The organism is Streptomyces sp. CNP082, from assembly GCF_059570535.1.
Genome location: NZ_JCANSZ010000005.1, coordinates 58444 through 77712, shown reverse-complemented (window position 1 = coordinate 77712; position 19269 = coordinate 58444). Strand labels below are relative to the sequence as shown.

Annotated in this window: 11 protein-coding genes; 6 read left to right on the top strand and 5 right to left on the bottom strand. The window is 70.9% G+C overall.

What is annotated here, in order from left to right; translation table 11 throughout:
* Positions 1 to 7988: golvesin C-terminal-like domain-containing protein (locus B124_RS06050; RefSeq protein WP_496501617.1), on the bottom strand; the 7988-nt coding region annotated here is incomplete at its 3' end.
* 498 nt (positions 7989 to 8486) lie between these two features.
* Here B124_RS06050 and B124_RS06045 point away from each other — a divergent pair.
* Positions 8487 to 9035 (top strand): MmpS family transport accessory protein, encoded by a 549-nt coding sequence (locus tag B124_RS06045; RefSeq protein ID WP_496501616.1) that lies wholly within the window; start codon positions 8487 to 8489, stop codon positions 9033 to 9035.
* Here B124_RS06045 and B124_RS06040 read toward each other — a convergent pair.
* A complete protein-coding gene (locus B124_RS06040) occupies positions 9014 to 10156 on the bottom strand; it encodes a glycosyltransferase (protein ID WP_496501615.1) in 1143 nt (380 codons plus the stop codon). The two genes, B124_RS06045 and B124_RS06040, sit on opposite strands and share 22 nt — an antisense overlap.
* A gap of 139 nt (positions 10157 to 10295) precedes the next feature.
* On the opposite strand from B124_RS06040, the gene B124_RS06035 reads away from it, so the two are divergent.
* Both B124_RS06035 and B124_RS06030 read left to right on the top strand, forming a co-directional pair.
* The gene (locus B124_RS06035; protein ID WP_496501614.1) at positions 10296 to 11924 is read left to right on the top strand and encodes a hypothetical protein; all 1629 of its coding nucleotides are present in this window, start codon (positions 10296 to 10298) and stop codon (positions 11922 to 11924) included.
* Positions 11925 to 12168: 244 nt separating this feature from the next.
* The gene (locus tag B124_RS06030; RefSeq protein WP_496501787.1) at positions 12169 to 13314 is read left to right on the top strand and encodes a small ribosomal subunit Rsm22 family protein; all 1146 of its coding nucleotides are present in this window, start codon (positions 12169 to 12171) and stop codon (positions 13312 to 13314) included.
* A gap of 37 nt (positions 13315 to 13351) precedes the next feature.
* Here the strand turns inward: B124_RS06030 and ddaH are convergent, their stop codons facing one another.
* The gene (gene ddaH / locus B124_RS06025; RefSeq protein WP_496501786.1) at positions 13352 to 14167 is read right to left on the bottom strand and encodes a dimethylargininase; all 816 of its coding nucleotides are present in this window, start codon (positions 14165 to 14167) and stop codon (positions 13352 to 13354) included.
* Positions 14168 to 14623: 456 nt separating this feature from the next.
* Between ddaH and B124_RS06020 the strand changes: the two genes are divergently transcribed.
* Complete coding sequence (locus B124_RS06020; protein ID WP_496501613.1) at positions 14624 to 15364, top strand: bifunctional DNA primase/polymerase; 741 nt, start codon at positions 14624 to 14626, stop codon at positions 15362 to 15364.
* Positions 15365 to 15436: 72 nt separating this feature from the next.
* Here the strand turns inward: B124_RS06020 and B124_RS06015 are convergent, their stop codons facing one another.
* Positions 15437 to 16462 carry an SCO2278 family lipoprotein gene (locus tag B124_RS06015; RefSeq protein WP_496501612.1) on the bottom strand — a complete coding sequence of 342 codons (1026 nt, stop codon included), beginning with the start codon at positions 16460 to 16462 and terminating at the stop codon, positions 15437 to 15439.
* A 144-nt stretch (positions 16463 to 16606) separates the two neighbouring features.
* Here B124_RS06015 and B124_RS06010 point away from each other — a divergent pair, with 144 nt between their 5' ends.
* Complete coding sequence (locus tag B124_RS06010) at positions 16607 to 17323, top strand: CDP-alcohol phosphatidyltransferase family protein (RefSeq protein ID WP_496501611.1); 717 nt, start codon at positions 16607 to 16609, stop codon at positions 17321 to 17323.
* Here the strand turns inward: B124_RS06010 and B124_RS06005 are convergent.
* On the bottom strand, positions 17283 to 17780 hold the full coding sequence (locus B124_RS06005) for an FAD synthase family protein (RefSeq protein ID WP_496501610.1): 498 nt from the start codon (positions 17778 to 17780) through the stop codon (positions 17283 to 17285). The two genes, B124_RS06010 and B124_RS06005, sit on opposite strands and share 41 nt — an antisense overlap.
* A 125-nt stretch (positions 17781 to 17905) precedes the next feature.
* Between B124_RS06005 and B124_RS06000 the strand changes: the two genes are divergently transcribed.
* Positions 17906 to 19255 carry a glycosyltransferase gene (locus tag B124_RS06000; RefSeq protein WP_496501609.1) on the top strand — a complete coding sequence of 450 codons (1350 nt, stop codon included), beginning with the start codon at positions 17906 to 17908 and terminating at the stop codon, positions 19253 to 19255.
* Positions 19256 to 19269: the final 14 nt, after the last annotated feature.

Sequence of the window (19269 nt, the reverse complement as noted above, 5' to 3'; positions counted from 1 at the left end):
CCGCAGGCGAGACGGTGGCCGTCGAGTTCGATGCTGGTGGTGGGGTTGCCGCCGGTGAAGGCGTAGCGGTTGCCGGTTATGGGGTCGGTGCCGAGGTTCATGTCGGCCAGCGCCCCGTTGTAGGTGTCGCGGGTGAGGAAGCGGTTGAGGCCGGGGCTGTAGTTGCGGAAGCCCATGTCGTAGGTGCTGGTGGCGGTGTCCCAGCGTTTGGCGTTGAAGCGGTAGGGGTTGTAGGCGTCCTCGTCGGGATTCGCCGGGTCCGGCTTGTCGGTTCCGGTGAACTCGGCGTCGTTGTTGGAGCCGTAGGCGGTGTAGCCGTAGGTGGCGGTAGTGTTGCCGGTCTCGCCGGTGACGGTTTCGACGTCGGAGTGGCTGTTGTAGCCGTAGACGCCGAGCTGCTGGGTGCCGTCGGACTTGTGGGTGATCTGCGACAGGCGTTGTCCCCACGGCCCGTACTGGTAGGACTTGGTGATCTCGGATCCGACCCGCTCGTCGAGGACTTCCTTCGACAGGCCGAGGTAGGTGAAGTCCGTCGTACTCGGGCTTGTGGTGCCGGCGCCGGTGGTCTTGGCGGTGGTGCGGTCCAGCGGGTCGTAGGTGTACTTCGTCGTCGCCGTGGTGNCGTCNGGCTGGAGTTTGGTGTGTTCGGCGATGTGGTCGAANCCGTCGTAGGTGTTCTGCTCCAGGAGTTGGCCGTCGGCGGTGACCGTCTCCAGGCGCCCGAAGGGGTCGTAGGTGTAGGCCGAGGTGAGGCCACCGGAGCCGTCACCGGTGACGGTGGCCTGCTGCAGCCGGTTGCGGTTGTAGTCGAACCTGGTGGTCACCCCGTCGACGCTCTGCTCAACGACGTTGGCGTTCGCATCATGGACGTAGGTCTCGGTGCCGGCACCCAGACCGGTCTTGCCGAGTGTGGTGATGCGGTCCGCGGGGTCGTAGGTGTAGGTGCTGGTGGTGTCCGCCAGCACGCCGGTGTCGGCGTTGACGCGGCTGAAGACGTCTTCGGCTTTGTTGCCGTTGGGGTCCCAGTCGTAGGCGTGGGACGCCGTCAGGGTGCCGTCGTTGGTTTCCCGGCTGGTCTTCAGGGCGCCGTTGGCGTAGTAGTCGTGGTCGAGGAGGTTGCCGTTGGCTTTGGTCTCGACGTCGACCATGCCGCGCGGGGTGTAGGTGTAGCTGGTGGTCTTGCGGGTGGGGTCGGTCTCCGAGGTGGTGTCGGCGATCTTGACGGTGTCGATGAGGTTGCGGGTGTTGTAGGTGTAGCCGGCCCACTGGTCGGGGTGGGTGACGGTCTCGGGCTGTCCGTTGGCGTCGTAGGTGAACGCGGTGGACTTCTTCTCCTCACCAGCCAGGTTCTCGCTGACCTTCTGCAGCTGGTTCAGGCCGGTGTAGGCCATCGTGTACGCGTCGATCGTCGCGCCGGTGCTGGTGTCGTCGATGTCGGTGAGGTTGCCGTTGAGGTCGTAGCGGTAGCCGAAGACCTTCTCCTCGGTGTCGGCCGCCGCATCGTAGGAGCGCACGAGCTTGACGGCATCCGCGCTGACGGTGCCCCGGCCGGTCCCGGAGACGGTGATCGACTTGATGCCCTGCTTGTAGCGGTACGTGCCGAGCTTCACCCACTGGTTGGCGTTGTTGGCCTGGTCGATGTTCTTGGTCGCGGTGCCGCCGGCGTGGTCGATGCGGTAGGCGGCGGTGCCCGCATCCGACTTCTGCGGGTACGTGGCATAGGCGGTGTACTCGCCGTCGCGGGGGACGACCGTCTGCCAGGTGAACGACCCGTCTCCCGACGCCTGGCTGCGGTGGTTGAACCCGGTGTCCTTCGGATCGCCGGACAGCGCGATGGACTTCGACGCCTTCCAGGTCCCGGAGGCGGAGGTGTGCTGGGTGTCGGAGTTGTCGACCAGGACCACAGCCGATCCGTCAGGAACGCCTGCGTCCTTCTTGGTCTGCAGGGACCCGTCGGGGTAGTAGGCCCAGTCCATCGGGCGTTCCGAGGAGCCGCCCGCAGATGTCAATCGTCGGCTCGTCTGCTGGCCGAGGTCGTTGTAGTCGTAGGTGGTCTTGATGTCCCACGGGTCGGTGGCGGTCTTGATCCAGCCGGTGTCGAAGTACTCGTAGACGGTGTCATTGCGGACCGTCTGGTCGTGGGAGGGGGGTGCGGAGACCGTCTTGACCCGTCCGACCTCGTCGTAGAGCGTCTCGGTGTAGATGTCGGGGTTGTTGTAGCGGGCGTCGTTCGGGTCGTAGGGCTGGTACAGCCGTGTCGGCCGGTTCAGCTCGTCGTAGGTGGTGCGGTGGGTGAAGTCGTCCGCCGTCTGCGTGGTGGCGACGCCGCGGGGGGTTTCGACCTCGGTGCGGTTGCCGGCCTGGTCGTAGGTGAACTTCGTGGTGCGTACCGTGCCCGCGTCGGCGTCGTAGGGCACGCGCTGCTCCACCGGCAGGCCGCGTTCGTCGTACTCGGTCTCGGTGGTGTGGCCGGCCTGGTCGGTCGAGGCCACCACCAGGGAGTCTTTGTCGTAGGTGGCCTCGGTGGTCTCGCCTGCGGCGTCGGTGACCGTCTTCGGGCGGTGGTTGAGGTCGTAGGTGGTGTGGGTGGTGAAGTCGCCGGTGTCGGGGGTTTCGTTCTTCTTGGGGTCGATGACGTGGGTGGGGTTGCCGACGTCGTCGTAGCGGTAGGAGAGCTTGTCTCCGTCGGCGTTGACGACGTCGGTGAGCTGGTAGACCGCGTCGTAGGTGTTGGTGGTGGTGAAGTCGTCGGGGACCTCGGGGGTGGCGACGCCCTTCGGCTCGGTCGTGGTCAGCAGGTTGCCCACCGCGTCGTAGGTGTAGCGGGTCTCCCGGCCCGTGGTGTTGTTGTCCGGGGCCGTGGCCGCCGTGACCTGGTCAGCCTCGTCGTAGACCGCGGTGGAGACGGCGCCGTTGGGGGCAGTGGCCCGGGTGATGTTGTCGTTGGCGTCGTAGACCGGTGCGGGGGTGGTGATGAACACCCCCGTGTCCTGGTTCTTGGGGACGACGTTCTCGCCGGGGCGGCCGAAGGTGTCGTATTCCTGCGTCGTCGTCTTGCCCCTGGCGTCGGTGACTTCGAGGACCTGGCCGCGTTCGTCGTAGACGAATCCTGTGGACTGCTGTTTGGCGTCGGTGATCAGCCGGGGGTAGCCGGTGGGGGTGAAGTCGGCGTTGGTGGTGGTGTTGCCGCGTGGGTCGGTGGCGGTCTGGAGCTGGCCGTGGGCGTCGTAGGTGTAGGTGGTGGTGTAGTCGCCGTCCTCCGCGGTGGCGGTGCCCTTGGGGTCGGTGACCGTGAGCAGGTTGCCGTAACTGTCGTAGCCGAAGGTCCAGGCGCGGCCCTCGGGCGACGTCTTGCGCCACAGGTCCTTCACATACGCGTCCCCGACGCGCGGGGAGTACTCGTACACGCTGGCGTTGTCGGGAGTGGCGCCGTCGGTGCATGCGGCCGGGTCGGGGACGCCGCCTGCAGCGTTGTTCTGTTCGGCGTCGCGTTGCCACAGGGGGTAGCCGGTGGCGGGGTCGTAGCAGTAGGCGGTCTCGGCGCCGTTGTTTTCGCGGAGGTAGGTGACGTTGTTGTCCGCGTCCCACGACATCCGGGTGGTTTCGTTCTTGGCGTTGGTCAGCTCCACCGGGCGGCCGAAGTCATCGGTGGTGAAGTCGGTGGCGTGGTTCTCGGCGTCGGTGACCTTCGTGTCGGTGAACTTCGGGTTGTCCTCCGGGTTGTCCGCATCCCCCGCGGCATAGATGAAGCCGGTGCCGTTGCCGCGCCGGTCGGTGATCGTCTTGGTCCACCAGTGATACGCCGGGTCGTCCCCGTCGGAGGGGTCGTTGTAGTCCAAGGCGGTGGTGTTCTGGCGGGGATCCTGGACGGCGGTGAGTTTGACGTTCTTGTTGCCCTGGGTGGCGTCGTAGGTGAAGTCGAACTCCTTCGGCTGCCCGCTGCCGGCGCCGTCGACCATGCGGCCCAGCAGACCCTTGGTGGTGTAGAAGAAGGCGAGCTTGCGGCCGGAGATATCGGTGACCGACTTGACGTGGTCGTAGATCTTGGAGTTCGTCAGGTTCGAGTCAGTGACCTGCTCGCCCGCGTCGTTGATGAAGTCATACGACGCGTCGCCCTTGTGGTAGTACTCAACCTCAAGAGAGCGGCGGCCGGCGGGGTCGGTGATGTAATCCAGGAACTTCACCGGCTTGTTGTTCGACTTACGCTCGGTGTACGTGTACGTCTGCGTGTTCCCGTTTGAATCGACGACCGACGTCAGGTAACCATCACAGCCGAAGTAGAAGCGGGTGCCGTCCGGCCGGGTCGCCGACCAGGCATCCGGGATCGGATCCTTCGCCGGAGTACAGTCCAGATCCTGCTTGGGCTCAAGCTTGTAGTGCACGCCCGCGGGGGCCTTGAACGTGCCGTCCTCCTGCTTCTCGAAGACGTGGGTCGTTCCGTCGCCGTCCGGCCACCGCACTTCGGTCGGATTTGGGTTGGGGTGGAAGTCCAGCGGCGCCCCGAGGCGCAGTGGGCCGGCGGCCTGGGCGGTGAAGCCGTGGCCGGTGACGGTGTCGCTGGTGTCGAGGGAGTTGTAGGCGACGCGGAAGAAGGTGTTCAGGCCGCGGCCAGGGTTGGCGAACGCGTTGTACGACCACACGGCGTTGCCGGCGGCAGTGTTGTTCATCACCGCCGAGCCGGCGCCGGCGGGTGTGCCCGTGTAGGAGTAGAACTTCTCCAGACCGAGCTCATCAGAGGTGGGGTCCTCGACGGCCACGCGCTGGGTGAGGGCGGGGATGCCCTCCTGGTCCGACAGCCACCTGTCCACATCATCGCGGTAGACATCCCAGGTCAGTTGGTAGTCGGTGCGCTTGTTTCCCGAATCGGAGTTGATCGGCGTCTTGACCTGCGCCGTGACGGTTTTCTCTGTGCCAGGTGGAATGCTGTCCGGCAGGCCGGTGACGACCGGCTGCCCCAGGCCGGGCGGAGTGCTGCCGTCGGGCAGGGTCCACCGGTACGACAGCCCCCAGGTGCCCGGGTTGGCGTTGAGGGTGAAGTCGGTGGTGTTGGTGAACGTGACATCGACGTTGTACGTGCTGTTCGGCGTCATCCGCTGCGGCGTACTAGGCGCGTAATACGTCGACTCGGCAGTGGCATCGACATAGATCACCCGCAGCAACGGGCCCAACTGCTGATCCTGGCCCTCGGAGGACAGCCATAGCGAGCGTTCCTGTGGGCCGGTGGCGGATTCGTCGGCGAGTTTGACCATGGCGCCCTTGTTCGATGCCGGGGTGTCCACCCAGTCCTGGGTCATCGAGGTGGCGTCCCAGGTCTGGCGGCCGACTTCCTCCTCGAACTGCGGCACGGTGTCGGAGACCGTCGCACCGTAATCGCCACCCGGGGTGGCCCAGGTTCCGGTGGAGGTGTTGTTGTTCCACGTGGCGCCGGCCTCACCGAAACCCTTCGTCAACGGCCGCAACTCATACACCGCGCCGGTGGAGCCCTCGTCCCGGGTGGTCTGGGTGCCCCACATCTGCAGTTGCGACTCAAGCACGGTTGCGGTGGTGGGGATGGTGGTGGAGGTGTCGAAGTCCAACAACGCGCGGGTGGTGCCGTAGGTATCGGAGTTGTTGCCCACGGAAAGCCAGTTCTGGCCCACGCCCCAGGACTCGATGGTGTCCTGGCTGGTGTTCGGCTGCGCCGACGACAACGTCGTATCCGCCACCGCCCCACCGGCCGAGCCCTGGATGAGCTTCATCGTCCGGCCCGCCTTCGGAATCCCCACAATCCGCGTCGGCGAGCCCAACAGGTCACCATCGGCGGTTTTGACCGCGATCTGGTAGTAGTACGACTTCCCGATCTCCGGCCCCGGATCTGGCGACGGCGTCGCCGTGGTGTCGGTGAATTTGTCCGCCGCCTGCTCACCGATCGGCGCGATCAGCGTCGCCGCCGAGGGAGTGAACGCCTGCTGCGTCGAGCGGTGGATCTGGTACTCCGCGAAATCCGCCCCCGCATCCCCAGTGGTGTTCGTGTACGGCTTCCAGTGCAGCTCCGGACCGGTGCCGTGCACCACCGTCGGGGAGTCCAGCGCTGTGCCGATACGGCCGTAGGAGACCGTCAGCCTGGGGATGGTGGAGGTCTCCCCGCCGTAGGAGCCGTCACCGGCCTCATACCGCGGCCCACCACGCGCGTCGGCTCCTGTCGGGGTCTCGTCGTACGCCTTGAGCACGAAACCGTTGTTGGGCAGGGTGCCGTCCACCCACTCCTGCACCGAGTTCTTCACCGGGAAGTTGTGCCACTCGTTGTACTCCCCCGCGTCCTTCCACACCTCCGCCCGGTTGACCAACCGCACCGCATCCGCCAGGTTCTTACTCGACGCGTCCCCGGTATCCCCCAGCTTGATCGTGTTCCCGGTGCCCTTGGCGTAGCTCAGCTCGCCTGTGCCCAGGTCCACCCACCGGCCGGACGTCCCGCGCTGGTCCACAGTGAAAGTCGACGTCCCGTCCCGGTGCCTGATCTCGTACGGCGCCGCCGGCGCCGCATCCCCCACCCCCGGCACGTACACGTCCGTGAGGTAGCTGGCGGTCTCCGGCACCTGCGGCTGCCAGGCGTACGACTCACCCGTCGCCGAGTTCTGGTTGTAGCGGTAGTCCGACTCGATCCCGGCCCCCGCCACCCGCGTCCAGTCCCCCACCGCGGCCGTACCGGCGCTGCCGTCGTCCAACTGCACCTTCGTACCCGACAGATCCCCCACCAGATCCTTGGTGCTGTCCCAGGTGGCCGTCGACTCATCCCACGCACCAGTGGCCTCATACGCCTGGATCTTCACGCTCTTACCGCCGGTAGTGTGCGCTTGGTCGTAGTACAGGCTCAGCCGCGCGGCATCCACATCCACCCCCGCCGGAATCTCACCCAGCGGAAACTTGACCAGCGAACGCGCCACACCCGTCTCCGTCGTGCCCACCGACATGTTCCACGCCGGCGCGAAGTTCACCCCCGGCTCGTCGGAGAGCACCATCACGTCCTGCGACTGGGACGGCGACGGCGCAATCGTGATCGTCGGGTCGATCCGCACCGGATACTCACGCTTGTCCGCAGCCAGCCAGCCCGCATCCGGCGTCAGCGTCAGCAGCCACCGCTCCCCGTCCCGGCTCAGCTCCTGCCGGACCTTCGGACTCCACGCCCTGCCATACGGCGACGAAGCGTCCTTGGCCGCATCCGTCATGAACGGCGCCGGAATCACCAGCACCGCATCCCGATGCGTCTCATGGAAGAACGCCACCGAACCGTCCTTCCGCGCCTGAGGCGTCAGACCATCGGTCACGTCCATCGTGAAGGCGAACGACACCGGACCGTCGGGCCGCTCATCCAGGACGATGTCCTCCTTCACCTCCCCCGCACCCACCCGATACGACAGGTCCGCACCGTGCACCGCATCGCGATAGGTGACCGTGTCGCCCTCCGCGCGCGGCTTCAGCCCACCCGCCGCGCCCTTCAACCCGAACGTCACCGACTGACCCAGCTCCGCCTCCACCCTCAGCAGCCGGCCAGCCGAGTCACCGAAGAAACTCCGCGCCAGGTTCGTGGTGTTGGCGTAGGCGTAGCCCTCCGCGTCCGACGCCCTCACCGCGGTGTCGATCGGCTTCCACGAACCACCCCGCGTCTCATACGACGTCGGCGCCGCCGCCAACTCCGCCTCAACCCGCCCATCCGACATCCGCCAAAACCGCGCCTCCGGCGTCCGCTTCGACTTCAGCTCCTTCACCCGCTTCGCCTGCGGCTCGGCCTTCCCCGCAGGCAGCTTCTCCCGGCTCGCCGGCGTCAGACTGTCGCTCGACGGCGGCTCGTCATCATCCGGATCGTCATCTGTGAACCAGTCCTTGACGGTGTCGACCAGCCCACCCGCCCCGGGCGTCGAACCCGCCGCAAAAGCCGGCTGCGGCAGCAATGTCACCATCAACGCCGACGCCACCACAGACGAAACAACCCGCCCCAGCCGAGCCCTCATCCCGCATCCCTCCACACAATTCCCGCGCACAAACACACACGCGGAAAACGGCACGCCGAATAACCGGACGGGCACACACCCGGCCAGCACAGAACACGCATCACAAGGGGGGCACCGCAGATCCTCAACGGATCGCAGTGCACCTGTCAACCGAACGGCGATATACACCTGAACAAGGACAAACAACCCTCAATTAGCGACACACCGTAAGCCCACGGGCACACACAGGCCCACCGCCACTGCCCAGGTCACCCCGCCGCAACAGCCCGCCCGGCCCCCGCCACCCTGCCAGGCACCCAGACTCGGCCACCAACGGCGAATTCTCGCCAACTACAAGGTGCGCCGCCGCCCTGCCCCGCGAACGAGCCCGCAAACCCCCAAGTCCACGAGGAATTCATCACCGGCAAAGGACTCACCTCGACCTCTCCCCACCGCTGACATTCGGCGCCCCCGCCCGTTACGCTCTCCCCCCATTCCACACGCCGGAGGACATCACCCATGCACACCGCGACACCCGCGGAAAACGAAACAGACAACCCACACCCCCCGGCATTCTCCCCGCGGAAACAGCGGACCATCGCCGCCGCGGTCGCCGCCTTAGCAGCAGCCGGACTCCTCCTCTACGGCATAGCCCGCGACGACGACCCCGCACCCCACAAGCGTCAGGCGCCCACCGCCTCCGTCACCTACACAGTCCAGGGCACCGGCAACGCCCACATCACCTACGTCGGGAACAGCCAGAAAGGCACCGGCACCGTGGTGCCCAGCGCCAAGCTGCCCTGGACGGCCTCCGTCGAGGTGCCCCTGGGCAAGACGGCAACCCTCACCGTCGTCCTCCCCGCCGACGGCACCCGCGCCACCTGCACCGTCGCCGTCGCCGGCCAGCACCGCCAACGCGCCACCGCCACCGGCCCCCACGGCCGCGCCACCTGCACCGCCGAACTCCCCAGGACCAACCCCGGGGCGAACCGGGCCCGGCCGGGCAGAGAGCAGCCCGGCGACGCGATGCCCCGGCCGCGGGTGCGTCAGCGGCGGACCTCGTCGTAGACGCCCAGCAGGGTGTCCACCACGCCGTCGATGGCGAAGCGGTCGTTGATCAGGCCCCACGCGGCCTGCGACGCCTCCTCGTTGGCCGCCGGGTCCAGGAGTTCCAGCACGGCCTGGCCGACCAGCGGGCCGTTGTCGGTGTCGGCGCGGCTGTCGAGGACGCGGCCCGCGCCGGCCTCCGCGACGTCGGGGCCGAGGCCGCAGGTGCGGGTGATCACGACGGGGACGCCGACCGACATGGCCTCCAGTACGGAGACGGGGAACGGCTCGACGACGGACGGCAGGACGTAGACGTCGGCGGTGCGGTGCTGGGCCAGCACCTCGTCGGGGGTGAGGGAGCCGACGTACGAGACCGAGTCGGCCACCCGCAGTTCAGCCGCCAGCCGCATCATCGGCTCGGCCAGCGCGCCGGTGTCGGGACCGGCGAGGACGAAGCGCGCGTCCGGGTACTTCGCCAGCACCACGGGGATCGCCCGGATGAAGTCCTCCGGCCGCTTGCGCTCCTGCACCCGCGCCACGTACACGACCGTGGGCGGCCCCTCGGCCCGCGCGGGCCTGCGCTCCTGCGGCAGTACGCCGTTGACGAGCCGGCGCGGGCGGTTCAGAGGCGTGTCCGGGATGACGGCCTGGATCTCGCCGTGCTCGAACTCCGTGAGGTACAGCGTCGCGTCCGCCCTGCGCAGCGCGCGGCGCAGTCCGAGTACGTCGACGGCGCGGGCCACCGGCTTCTCGGTGGGGTCGATCATGCCGTGGGTCTGGAGCACGACCGGCACCCCGGCCTGCTGCGCGATGAGCGCGAACGGCAGCGTGATGAGGTCCCGCATGAGGTGCACGTGGACGACGTCCGCGGAGCGGACGAGGCGGCGGGCGCGGGCCAGCAGCGCCGGCGAGGTGATGCCGCTCACCTCGAACCGCGGCAGGACGTGCTTGGCCTGGTGCATCCACGTCGGCACGCCGTCGATGTCGCGGGGCAGGGGTCCGTCGAAGCCGTCGCCGAGGGTGGCGATGCGCGAGTCGACGCCCCGGGCCCGCAGCCCCTTGGACAGGTTGAGCGCGACGCGCGTGGGCCCGCCGAAGTCGTTCGTGGGCGTGTGCAGCGTGACGACGTGCAGAACTCTCAAGACGGTCCCCTCCCCGGCACCCCCCGGTACCGTACGTACGTTCCCGGAGCCTACCCGGCGCACAACCCTGCGCCTATTTAGACTGTCTTCGGTTGCGGAGCGGCTACACGGGGCGATACGGGCGGGGGCAATTCAGGCGATGGCAGACCAGGCGGGCGGGCCGCGGTCCGGCGACGGCGGGGGGCACGTGCCGTTCGACGAGACCGTCCAGATCCGGATGGCGCCGCTCGCCGCGAAGGCCGCGCGCCGTTCCCGTGCCGCCACACGCACGGACACCGGCACGGACACCGCCAGCGGCTCCGCCGCCCGGACCCGGCGCCCGTTCGCGCCGTTCGTCATCCCCAAGAGCCCCGCCCCCCGCGCGGTGCTCTCCCGCGCGCTCGCCGTCCCGCTGGTCGTCGCCCTCGTCTTCGTCCTGCCGCTGGCGGTCGCCGGCCGCTCCCAGCCCGACGTGCGCGACGCGGTGTTCTGGCTCCAGCTCGCCACTACCTGTTACGCGGGCGCACGGCTGTCCGCGATGATCCTCACCACCCGGCGGCGGCTGATCCAGGGCACCGTCTGGCTCTTCTGCTACGTCGCGATGGGCGTCGCGCCGCTCGCGCAGATCGTGCTGGAGCAGACGCCCACGCCCGTGGTCGGCACCCGCGGCGACTTCACCATGGCGGTGGCGCTGGTGCTCGCCGGCTTCGTCGCCTTCGACGTCGGCGCGCTGCTGGCGCGGCACGCCTCGGCGGCGCGGGTGAGCCGGCCGCGCCCCGCGGCGTCGGTCAACAAGCGCCGCCTGTACCTGCTGGTGATCCTCGCGTACGCCGGCAGCGGCCTGCTCATCGCCTCCTTCGGCGGCCCGGCGCCGTTCTTCGGCAGCCGCCAGGCCATCAGCGACGAGCTGACCGGCGGCGGCACGTCCGACTCGCAGGTCGGCTCGGCGTTCCTGCGCGGCTTCGGCACGGTGCCCGCGCTGCTGGCGCTGCTGATGATGACGCGCTGGCTGGTGGTGTCCCGGCGGGCCAGGCGGCAGCCGGCCGTGGTGCTGCCGTGGGCGGGGCTCGTCCTGATCAACGCGATCGTCAACAACCCGATCTCCAACCCGCGCTACTGGTTCCTCACGGTCGCCTTCGCGCTGCTGTTCACCGCCTTCCCGCGCAGCCCCGTGGTGTACCGGGCGGCGCTCGCGGGGGGCGTGGCCGCGGCGGTGCTGCTGTTCCCGTTCGCGGACAAGTTCCGCTACGACGAGGGCGGACAGAAGCAGACGCAGTCGGGCTCGGTGCTGGAGCCGCTGGTGATGAAGGACTACGACCAGACGGTGATGTTCGCGAACACCATCTCGTACGCGGACTCCGGCACGGGCCACACGTACGGCAAGCAACTGGCGTCGTCGGCGTTCTTCTTCGTGCCCCGGTCGGTGTGGGAGGGCAAGCAGCTCGACTCCGGCGTCAAGGTGGGCACGTGGATGGGGATGACGAACGTCAATCTGTCCTCGCCGCTGTGGACGGAGCTGTGGCTGGACTTCGGGCCACTGGGCATGGCGGGCGGGCTGATGCTGGTGGGGTACGCGGCGGCGCGTACGGACCGGCGGTTCGCCGAGTCGGGGCACATGTCGCGGGATCCGGGGAACGTGATGGCGACGGTGGTCCCGCTGGTCGCGGGGTACTCGTTCATCCTGCTGCGGGGGCCGCTGCTGCAGGCCACGGGGCGGATCGGGATCGCGGTGCTGTGTCTGGCGCTGGTGACGACGTTCCGGCCGGAGGAGCACAAGCGGCTGCGCTGACCGCCTGCCGGCTGGGGGCGGGGCGGCCGGATCCGGAGCCGGCCGAGTGCGTTCCGTGCGCGGCGTGCGGGGCGGCGTGCGGGCGGTGCCCGTGCCGGTGCCCGTGCCGGTGCCGGTGCCGGTGCCGCGTTCCGGTCGGGTGCGGCGCGGGCCGTAGGCTCGGGGCGTGAATGCCGAGGACGATCTCCGCGCCGGGCTCGACCGGCTGCTCGACGGCGTGCCCGCGCGGCGCACCGCCGCGGCCGTGGAGCGGCTTGTCGCCGGGTACCGGGGCGGCGGCCCCGCCCCCGCCCTGCGCGACCGGGACGACGTGGCGGCGTACGCCGCGTACCGCATGCCCGCCACGTTCCAGGCCGTACGGGCCGCGCTGCGGGCGCTGGCCGGTGCCGCGCCCGGCTGGGAGCCGGACAGCCACCTCGACGCGGGCGGCGGGACCGGCGCCGCGGTCTGGGCGGCGGCGGCCGTCTGGCCGGACGGGGCGCGCCCGACCGTCGTCCTCGACCAGGCGGAACCGGCGCTGGCGCTCGGCCGCGAGCTGGCCGCCGGCGCCGCGGACCCGGCGGTGCGCGCCGCGGAGTGGCGCCGCCACCCGCTGGGCGCCGCCCCGGCGGCCCCCGCCCTGGGGGCCCCTGCCCCGGCGGCTCCTGCCCCGGCGGCCCCCGCCCCGGGGGCCCCTGCCCCGGCAGACCGTGCCCCGGCGGCTCCCGCCCCGGAAGACCGTGCCCCGGCGGCCCCCGGCCACGCCGCCCCGCAGCCGGCCGCCCCGGCAGCCCTCCGCCCCGACGGTCCGCGGCCGGCCGGCTCAGTCCCCGCCCCGGCCGGCGCCGGGTGGCCGGCCGTCGGGCTCGTCACCCTGTCGTACGTCCTGGGCGAGCTGCCCGAGCACGTACGGCACGAGGCCGTCGCCCGCGCCGCCGAGGCGGCCGACGGGGCCGTGGTGGTCGTGGAGCCCGGCACCCCCGACGGATACCGGCGGGTGCTGGCGGCCCGGCGGCAGCTCGTCGACACCGGGTTCGAGGTGCTGGCGCCGTGTCCGCACAGCGCGGCGTGTCCCATGGAGGGCACCGCCGACTGGTGCCACTTCGCCGCCCGCGTGCAGCGCTCCGCGCTGCACCGCCGTATCAAGGGCGGCGAACTGGGCCACGAAGACGAGAAGTTCGCGTACGTGGCCGCGGCCCGGATCCCCGCCGGGGCGCCGGCCCCGGCGCGCGTCGTCCGGCATCCGCAGCTCCGCAAGGGGCAGGTGCTGCTGCAGTTGTGCACGGCCGCCGAAGGGCTGGCCCGTACGACGGTGTCCAAGCGGCAGGGCGCCCGCTACCGCGCAGCCCGGGACCTGCGGTGGGGCGACGTGTGGCCGCCGCCCGGGGACGACGGCCACGACGGGTCGTAGAAGGGTCATGGAAGGGTCGTAGCCGGACCGCAGCGGCTCAGTCGCGCAGCTCCAGCGTGCAGCACTTCACGCTGCCGCCGCCCTTGAGCAGCTCCGTCAGGTCCATCGGGACCGGTTCGAAGCCCCGCGCCCGCAGCGGCGCCACCAGCCCGGCCGCCGCCTGCGGCAGCAGCACGTGGCGGCCGTCGCTGACGGCGTTGAGGCCCAGCGCGAGCGCGTCCTCCTCCGCCGCCAGGACGGCGTCGGGGAAGAGCCGGGCGAGCACGTCGCGGCTGCCCGGGGAGAACGCCGCGGGGTAGTACATGACGTCGGCGTCGGTGGAGTCGTCCAGGACGCACAGCGCGGTGTCGAGGTGGTAGAAGCGCGGGTCGACCAGGTCGAGGCCGATGACCGGGCGGCCCAGGTACTCCTGCGCCTCGGCGTGCGACTCGGGGCTGCTGCGGAAGCCGCGGCCCGCGAGGATCCAGGAGCGGGTGACGGCGAAGTCGCCCTCGCCCTCGTTGACGTGCTCCGGCAGGTGGTAGTCGGCGAAGCCGTGCGCGCGGAACCAGCGGCGCTGGGCGGTGGCCTCGCCGCTGCGCTGCGGGTACGCGAAGCGTGCGCCCAGCACGCGGCCGTCGACGACGAGCGCGCCGTTGGCGGCGAAGACCATGTCCGGCAGGGCGGGGTCGGGGTCCAGCAGCTCGACACGGTGGCCGAGGGCCCGCTGGCGGGCGACCAGGTCCTCCCACTGCGCGAGCGCGAGCTGGAGGTCGACGGGTTTGGCGGGGTCCATCCACGGGTTGATGGAGTACGTGACGGCGAAGTGTGCCGGTGGGCACATCAGGTACCGGCGCGCCGAGGCTGTGCGCAACAACGAGGGCTCCTCACTGCTGACGTCCAAGCGCCGGCCCCGCGGATCACGCGCGCCGGCGCACGTAACCGAATGGTGCCCGGTGAACGGCCGTGTGCGCAGCAGTGCGGCACAGGTGGCCGGGGTCGCGCCGCGGGGCGCGGGAGCGCGTCAGGGGTGTGCGGTTCGCCAAAGGCTCATTCAGCGCGATACGCACGGGTGAGCGGTGGTCACGTTTTCATCGCGTACGGCGCCGGGCGGGCACCGGCCCCGTAGCGCCTGGTGGGCCGCATCCGCGCAGGTCCGGGCGGGCGGGCCGGGCCGCGGCCGGCGGCCGGAGCCGCGCCGGGCGCCTCGGTACCGGAGGGCGGCGCGCGGACCGGATGGCATACCGTGGCACAGTATCGGCCTACGGGCACCCGCTCCGGCGACAGCATGAGGAACGGGCCCCAGGGACGGGCCGAGGTGAGGGGACGCATGGCACGGGCACGCAGGCTTCCGCAGTGGCTTCCCGGCACCCGCCGCGGCCGGACGCGCGGCAGTGCCGCCGCGGCGGAGCGCCTGCAGGCGGCTGCCGCCGAGCGCAGGGAGCTGCTGCTCGCCGCCGCCGACGCGGGCCTGCCGCTGGCGCCCGCCGCGTACCCGGAGGGCTACGGCTGTTCCTGCGAGCGCATCGGCTGTCCCTCCCCCGGCCGCCATCCCGTCTCTTTCGCCTGGCAGACGCAGGCCAGCGCGGACGCGCAGCGCGTCGAGCGGTGGCTCGCCGCCCAGCCGGAGGCCAACTTCATCACCGCCACGGGCCGCAGCCACGACGTGCTCGACGTGCCGCTGGAGGCGGGCAGGCGGGCGCTGGCGCAGTTGGAGGCGGAGGGTGTCGCGGCCGGTCCGGTGGCGGTCAGCCCGGAGGCGCCGGGGCCGGGGCGGATGCTGTTCTTCACCTCCACTCGCGGCACGCCGGAGGACGAGGACGAGTGGTGGCCGTGCGAGCTGGACTGCCGTCCCGAGACGATGGACGAGCACCCGGGGCTGCGCTGGCACTGCCGCGGCAGCTACGTGCTGGTGCCGCCGGCGCGGCTGCCGGGCGACGAGAGCGTGACGTGGCTGCGGGGGCCGGAGCATCCGCTGCCGGATCCGCTGACGCTGCTGGAGGCGCTGACGGATGCCTGCGCGGCGTACGCGGGCGCGGAGCGGGAGCACGAGGCGGCCTGGCCGCGCTGAGCTGCGGGCCGCGTTGGATTGAGGGCTACGCGCCGGGCCGTCGGCCCGTACGCGTACGTGAAGCTCCGTCCCTCAGCTCCCCGCGGCGCCCACCACCCCTTCCAGGCGGTTGTAGAAGACGATCCCGTCGCCCTTGTCGGCGCGCGGCGGCACCACCACCGCCTGCTGCGAGACCCGCTCCATCGTCAGCGACTTCTCCGGCGTGCCCTTCATCAGCGGCTCGGCCGCCGGCGGCACCTCGACCTCGCGGCCCTCGGCCACCGTCTGCTTGACGAAGTGCCGGCTGCTGAAGAGCACCAGCGCCCCGCCGTCGGCCAGCCGCAGCGCGACCGGCGGGTACTCGGGGGTGGCCTCGTCGACGTACTGCGTGACGTACTCGGGCGTGCGCCGGTACTGCTCGCGCGCGCCGACCCGCTCGGAGGTGTGCTGGCCGGGCGCGAAGTCGTCGCCCGCGCCGTCCTTGAGGTACGCCGCGTACGTCTTGCCCAACTGCCCCGGCGCGACGGTCAGCCCCGCGGACGCGCCGAGCGGCACGCGGCGGACGTGGCCGTCGTCGTCCTCGGCGAACTCGCCGATGGCGGCCAGCTCGGTGTCGTCGAGCAGCGACAGGTGGGTCGCGTGCCAGGGCGCCTCCGGGCCCTCCTTGTTGAAGACCAGGAGCCAGCGCAGCTCGTTGCGGTTGGTGCGGGTGTCGGCGACGAACCACCGCGGCCAGCCGCGCTGCTGGGGGATCAGGTAGCGGGAGTCGCTGAACTCCAGCGGCTCGTAGTCGGGGTTGCCCTCGGGGTAGTCGGCCTTGCGCACCTTCAGGCCGCCCTGGTCGATCTCGCGGAGCCCGCCGGCCTCGATACGGGAGTTGACGTCCAGGTCGTAGTCCTCGTTGGCCTTGTTGTTCAGCTTCCCGAAGCGGTCGAGGACGCGGTCCGCCTCGCCCTTCGACACGGCCGGCTGGAGCACCTCCTCGCCGTGGACCGTGACGCACCCCGTGAGCGTCAGCAGCGCCGCCAGCAACGGCACCGCGGCGACGGTCGCCCGGAAGCGGCGTATCCGCATGATCTTTTTCTCCGACTCCTGCGCGGGGCCTGGGAACGGCGTCACCTTACCCGGGTCTGCGGCGGGGCACCGGATCGGGACCGGATCCGCCCCGGCGGCCGGCGGCGCGGGCAGTGATTCGGCTCTCATTCGGCTCCGGAGGCCCGAAACCCTTCCCCGGGACGGGTGTGACCGATCATCATGCTGCGCATGACATTCGGGGCAGCACTGAGCGAGTTGCGCAAAGCTCAGAAAACGGCGAAGGGCGTCTCGCTCTACTCGCGCTACGTCAACCGGCCGCTGGGGCGGATCTTCGCGGCGGGCGCGTACGTCCTCGGGCTGCGGCCGAACCATGTGACGCTGCTCAGCGCGGCGTTCTCCGGCGGCGGGATCGCCGCCGTCGCGCTGGTGCGCCCCGGCTGGGGACTGGCCGTCGCGGTGTACGCGCTGCTCGTGACCGGCTTCGCCCTCGACTCTGCCGACGGGCAACTGGCGCGGCTGCGCCGGGAGTCGAGCGCGGCCGGCGAGTGGCTGGACCACGTCGTCGACTGCGCGAAGGTCACCACGGTGCACGCCGCCGTCCTCGTCTCGTTCTACCGGTTCTTCGACCTGTCCTCGGACGCCTGGCTGCTGCTGCCGCTCGGCTTCCAGCTCGCCGCCGTGCTGATCTTCTGCGGCGGGCTGCTGGCCGACAAGCTCAAGCCGAAGCCCGCCCCCGGCGAGAACCCCGCGCCCGCCCCGCCGCCTTCCAGGCTGCGGGCGGTGGCGCTGCTGCCCGTGGACTACGGCGTTTTCTGCGTGGTGTTCCTGCTGCTGGGCAGCGAGACCGCGTTTCTCGCCGGCTATACGGCGCTGGCCGTGGCGGCGGCGCTGTTCCTGATCGCCTTTATGGCGAAATGGTTCCGGGAGCTGTCTGCGGCGAGCTGACCGGGGCCTCGCCGCGCGGGCCGTGGGGGCTGCGGGGGCGGGCGAGGGTGTCGAGCGCGCGGCGCAGTTGCGTGCTCGACGTGTGCACGGTGTACGGGAAATACACCACTTCCACGCCCACCGTCTTGAAGTCGGCCTCCAGCTTGTCCCCTTTGGGCGTGCCCCGCCAGTCGTCGCCCTTGAAGATCACGTCGAACCTGACCTGCTGCCAGGTCTCCAGCTTGTCGGGAACGGTCTCGACGAAGGCGGCGTCCACGTGCCGGATGCTGCGTACGATCTCCAGCCGCTCGACCAGCGGCACGACGGGGGCGCGGCCCTTCGCCAGCCGGGCCATCTCATCGGAGACCACGCCTGCGACGAGATAGTCGCAGCGACTCCGGGCGTGCCGGAGGATGTTCAGGTGTCCGACGTGAAAGAGGTCGTAGACCCCCGGTGCATAGCCGACCGTGTGCGCCACGGCACCCCCCAGGTATTCCCCCTGATATGTGCGCAACCCCCTGCGCGCCAGGAGTGTCAACCATAACGGGCAGGTGCGGATAAGGTGCAAGCCGGGCTTCGGGAGGGCAAACGAGGGATGGCAAGGTGACGCGGGTACTGCTGGTTTCGACCAATTATGCGCCCGAACAGGCGGGAATCGGCCCATACGCGACACAGATCGCGGAGCACTGGGCCGGGACCGGTCGCGCCGAGGTGCATGTGCTGGCCGGCATGCCGCACTACCCGGACTGGCGCGTCGCCGACGACTACCGCGGGGTGTGGCGCAAGGAGGAGGAGCGGGCCGGCGTCCGCCTGCACCGCCGCCGGCACTCCGTACCCGCCCGGCAGACCGCCGTACGGCGCGCGCTGTACGAGGCGTCGATCCTCGCCCACGGCGTCGTCGCGCCGCCCCGCATGGCCGCCCCGGACGCGGTCGTCGCGCAGGTGCCGAGCCTGGCGGGGGGCGCGCTCGGGGCCCGCCTCGCCCGCCGCCACGGGGTGCCGTACATACCCGTCGTACAGGACCTGATGGGCGCCGCTGCCGCGCAGAGCGGCATCCGCGGCGGGGGCCGGGCCGCCGCGGCGGCCCGCGCGGTGGAGTCCCGGGTGCTGCGGCGGGCGTCGCTGGTCGGCGTGATCCACGAGACGTTCGTCCCGCGTGTGGCCGCGATGGGCGTGGACGAGAAGCGGATACGCATCGTCCCCAACTGGTCCCACGTGGCCGAACCGACCCGGCCGCGCGCCGAGATGCGCGCCCTGCTGGGGTGGCGCGACGGGCAGACGGTGCTGCTGCACTCCGGCAACATGGGCCTCAAGCAGGGCCTGGAGGTGCTCGTCGGGGCGGCCAGGGCCGACCCCTCGCTGCGGGTCGTGCTGATGGGCGAAGGCAACCAGCGCGAGCACCTGGCCGCGCTGGGCGCGGGGCTGCCGAACCTGGACTTCCTGCCGCCCGCGGACGACGCGGAGTTCACCGACGTGCTGGCCGCGGCGGACGTGCTGGCCGTCACCCAGCGCTCGTCGGTGCTGGACATGAGCGTGCCGTCGAAGCTCACCTCGTACTTCGCCGCCGGGCGGCCGGTGGTCGCCTCGGTCGCCGACGGCGGGGGCACGGCGGAGGAGATGCGGCGCGCGGGCGCGGGCACCGTGGTGCCGCCGGAGGACCCGGCGGCGCTGCTGGCGGCGGTGCGTACGCTGGCCGGGGACCCGGCGGCTGCCGACGCGCTGGGGGCCAAGGGGCCGGTGTACGTGCGGGAGCACCTGAGCAGCGAGGCGGGTCTGGGCCGGATCACCGCGCTGCTGGACGAGGCCCTGGACGAGGCCCCGGACGGGGATACGGACAGGGATCCGGACGGGGCCGGGGGGCCGGTTGTCCACAAGCCGCCGGTTTTCCACAGGCCGAAGGCGGTCGGCGAGCGGGCCGGGGGGCCTGTCCCGCATACTGACGAGACCGGTTGAGGGGGGCCGAGACC

What these genes read in the sequence shown, in the direction of transcription:
- B124_RS06045 (WP_496501616.1), top strand. Translation starts at nt 8,487, where the DNA reads ATGCACACCGCGACACCCGCGGAAAACGAAACAGACAACCCACACCCC.
- B124_RS06035 (WP_496501614.1), top strand. Translation starts at nt 10,296, where the DNA reads ATGGCAGACCAGGCGGGCGGGCCGCGGTCCGGCGACGGCGGGGGGCAC.
- B124_RS06020 (WP_496501613.1), top strand. Translation starts at nt 14,624, where the DNA reads ATGGCACGGGCACGCAGGCTTCCGCAGTGGCTTCCCGGCACCCGCCGC.
- B124_RS06010 (WP_496501611.1), top strand. Translation starts at nt 16,607, where the DNA reads ATGACATTCGGGGCAGCACTGAGCGAGTTGCGCAAAGCTCAGAAAACG.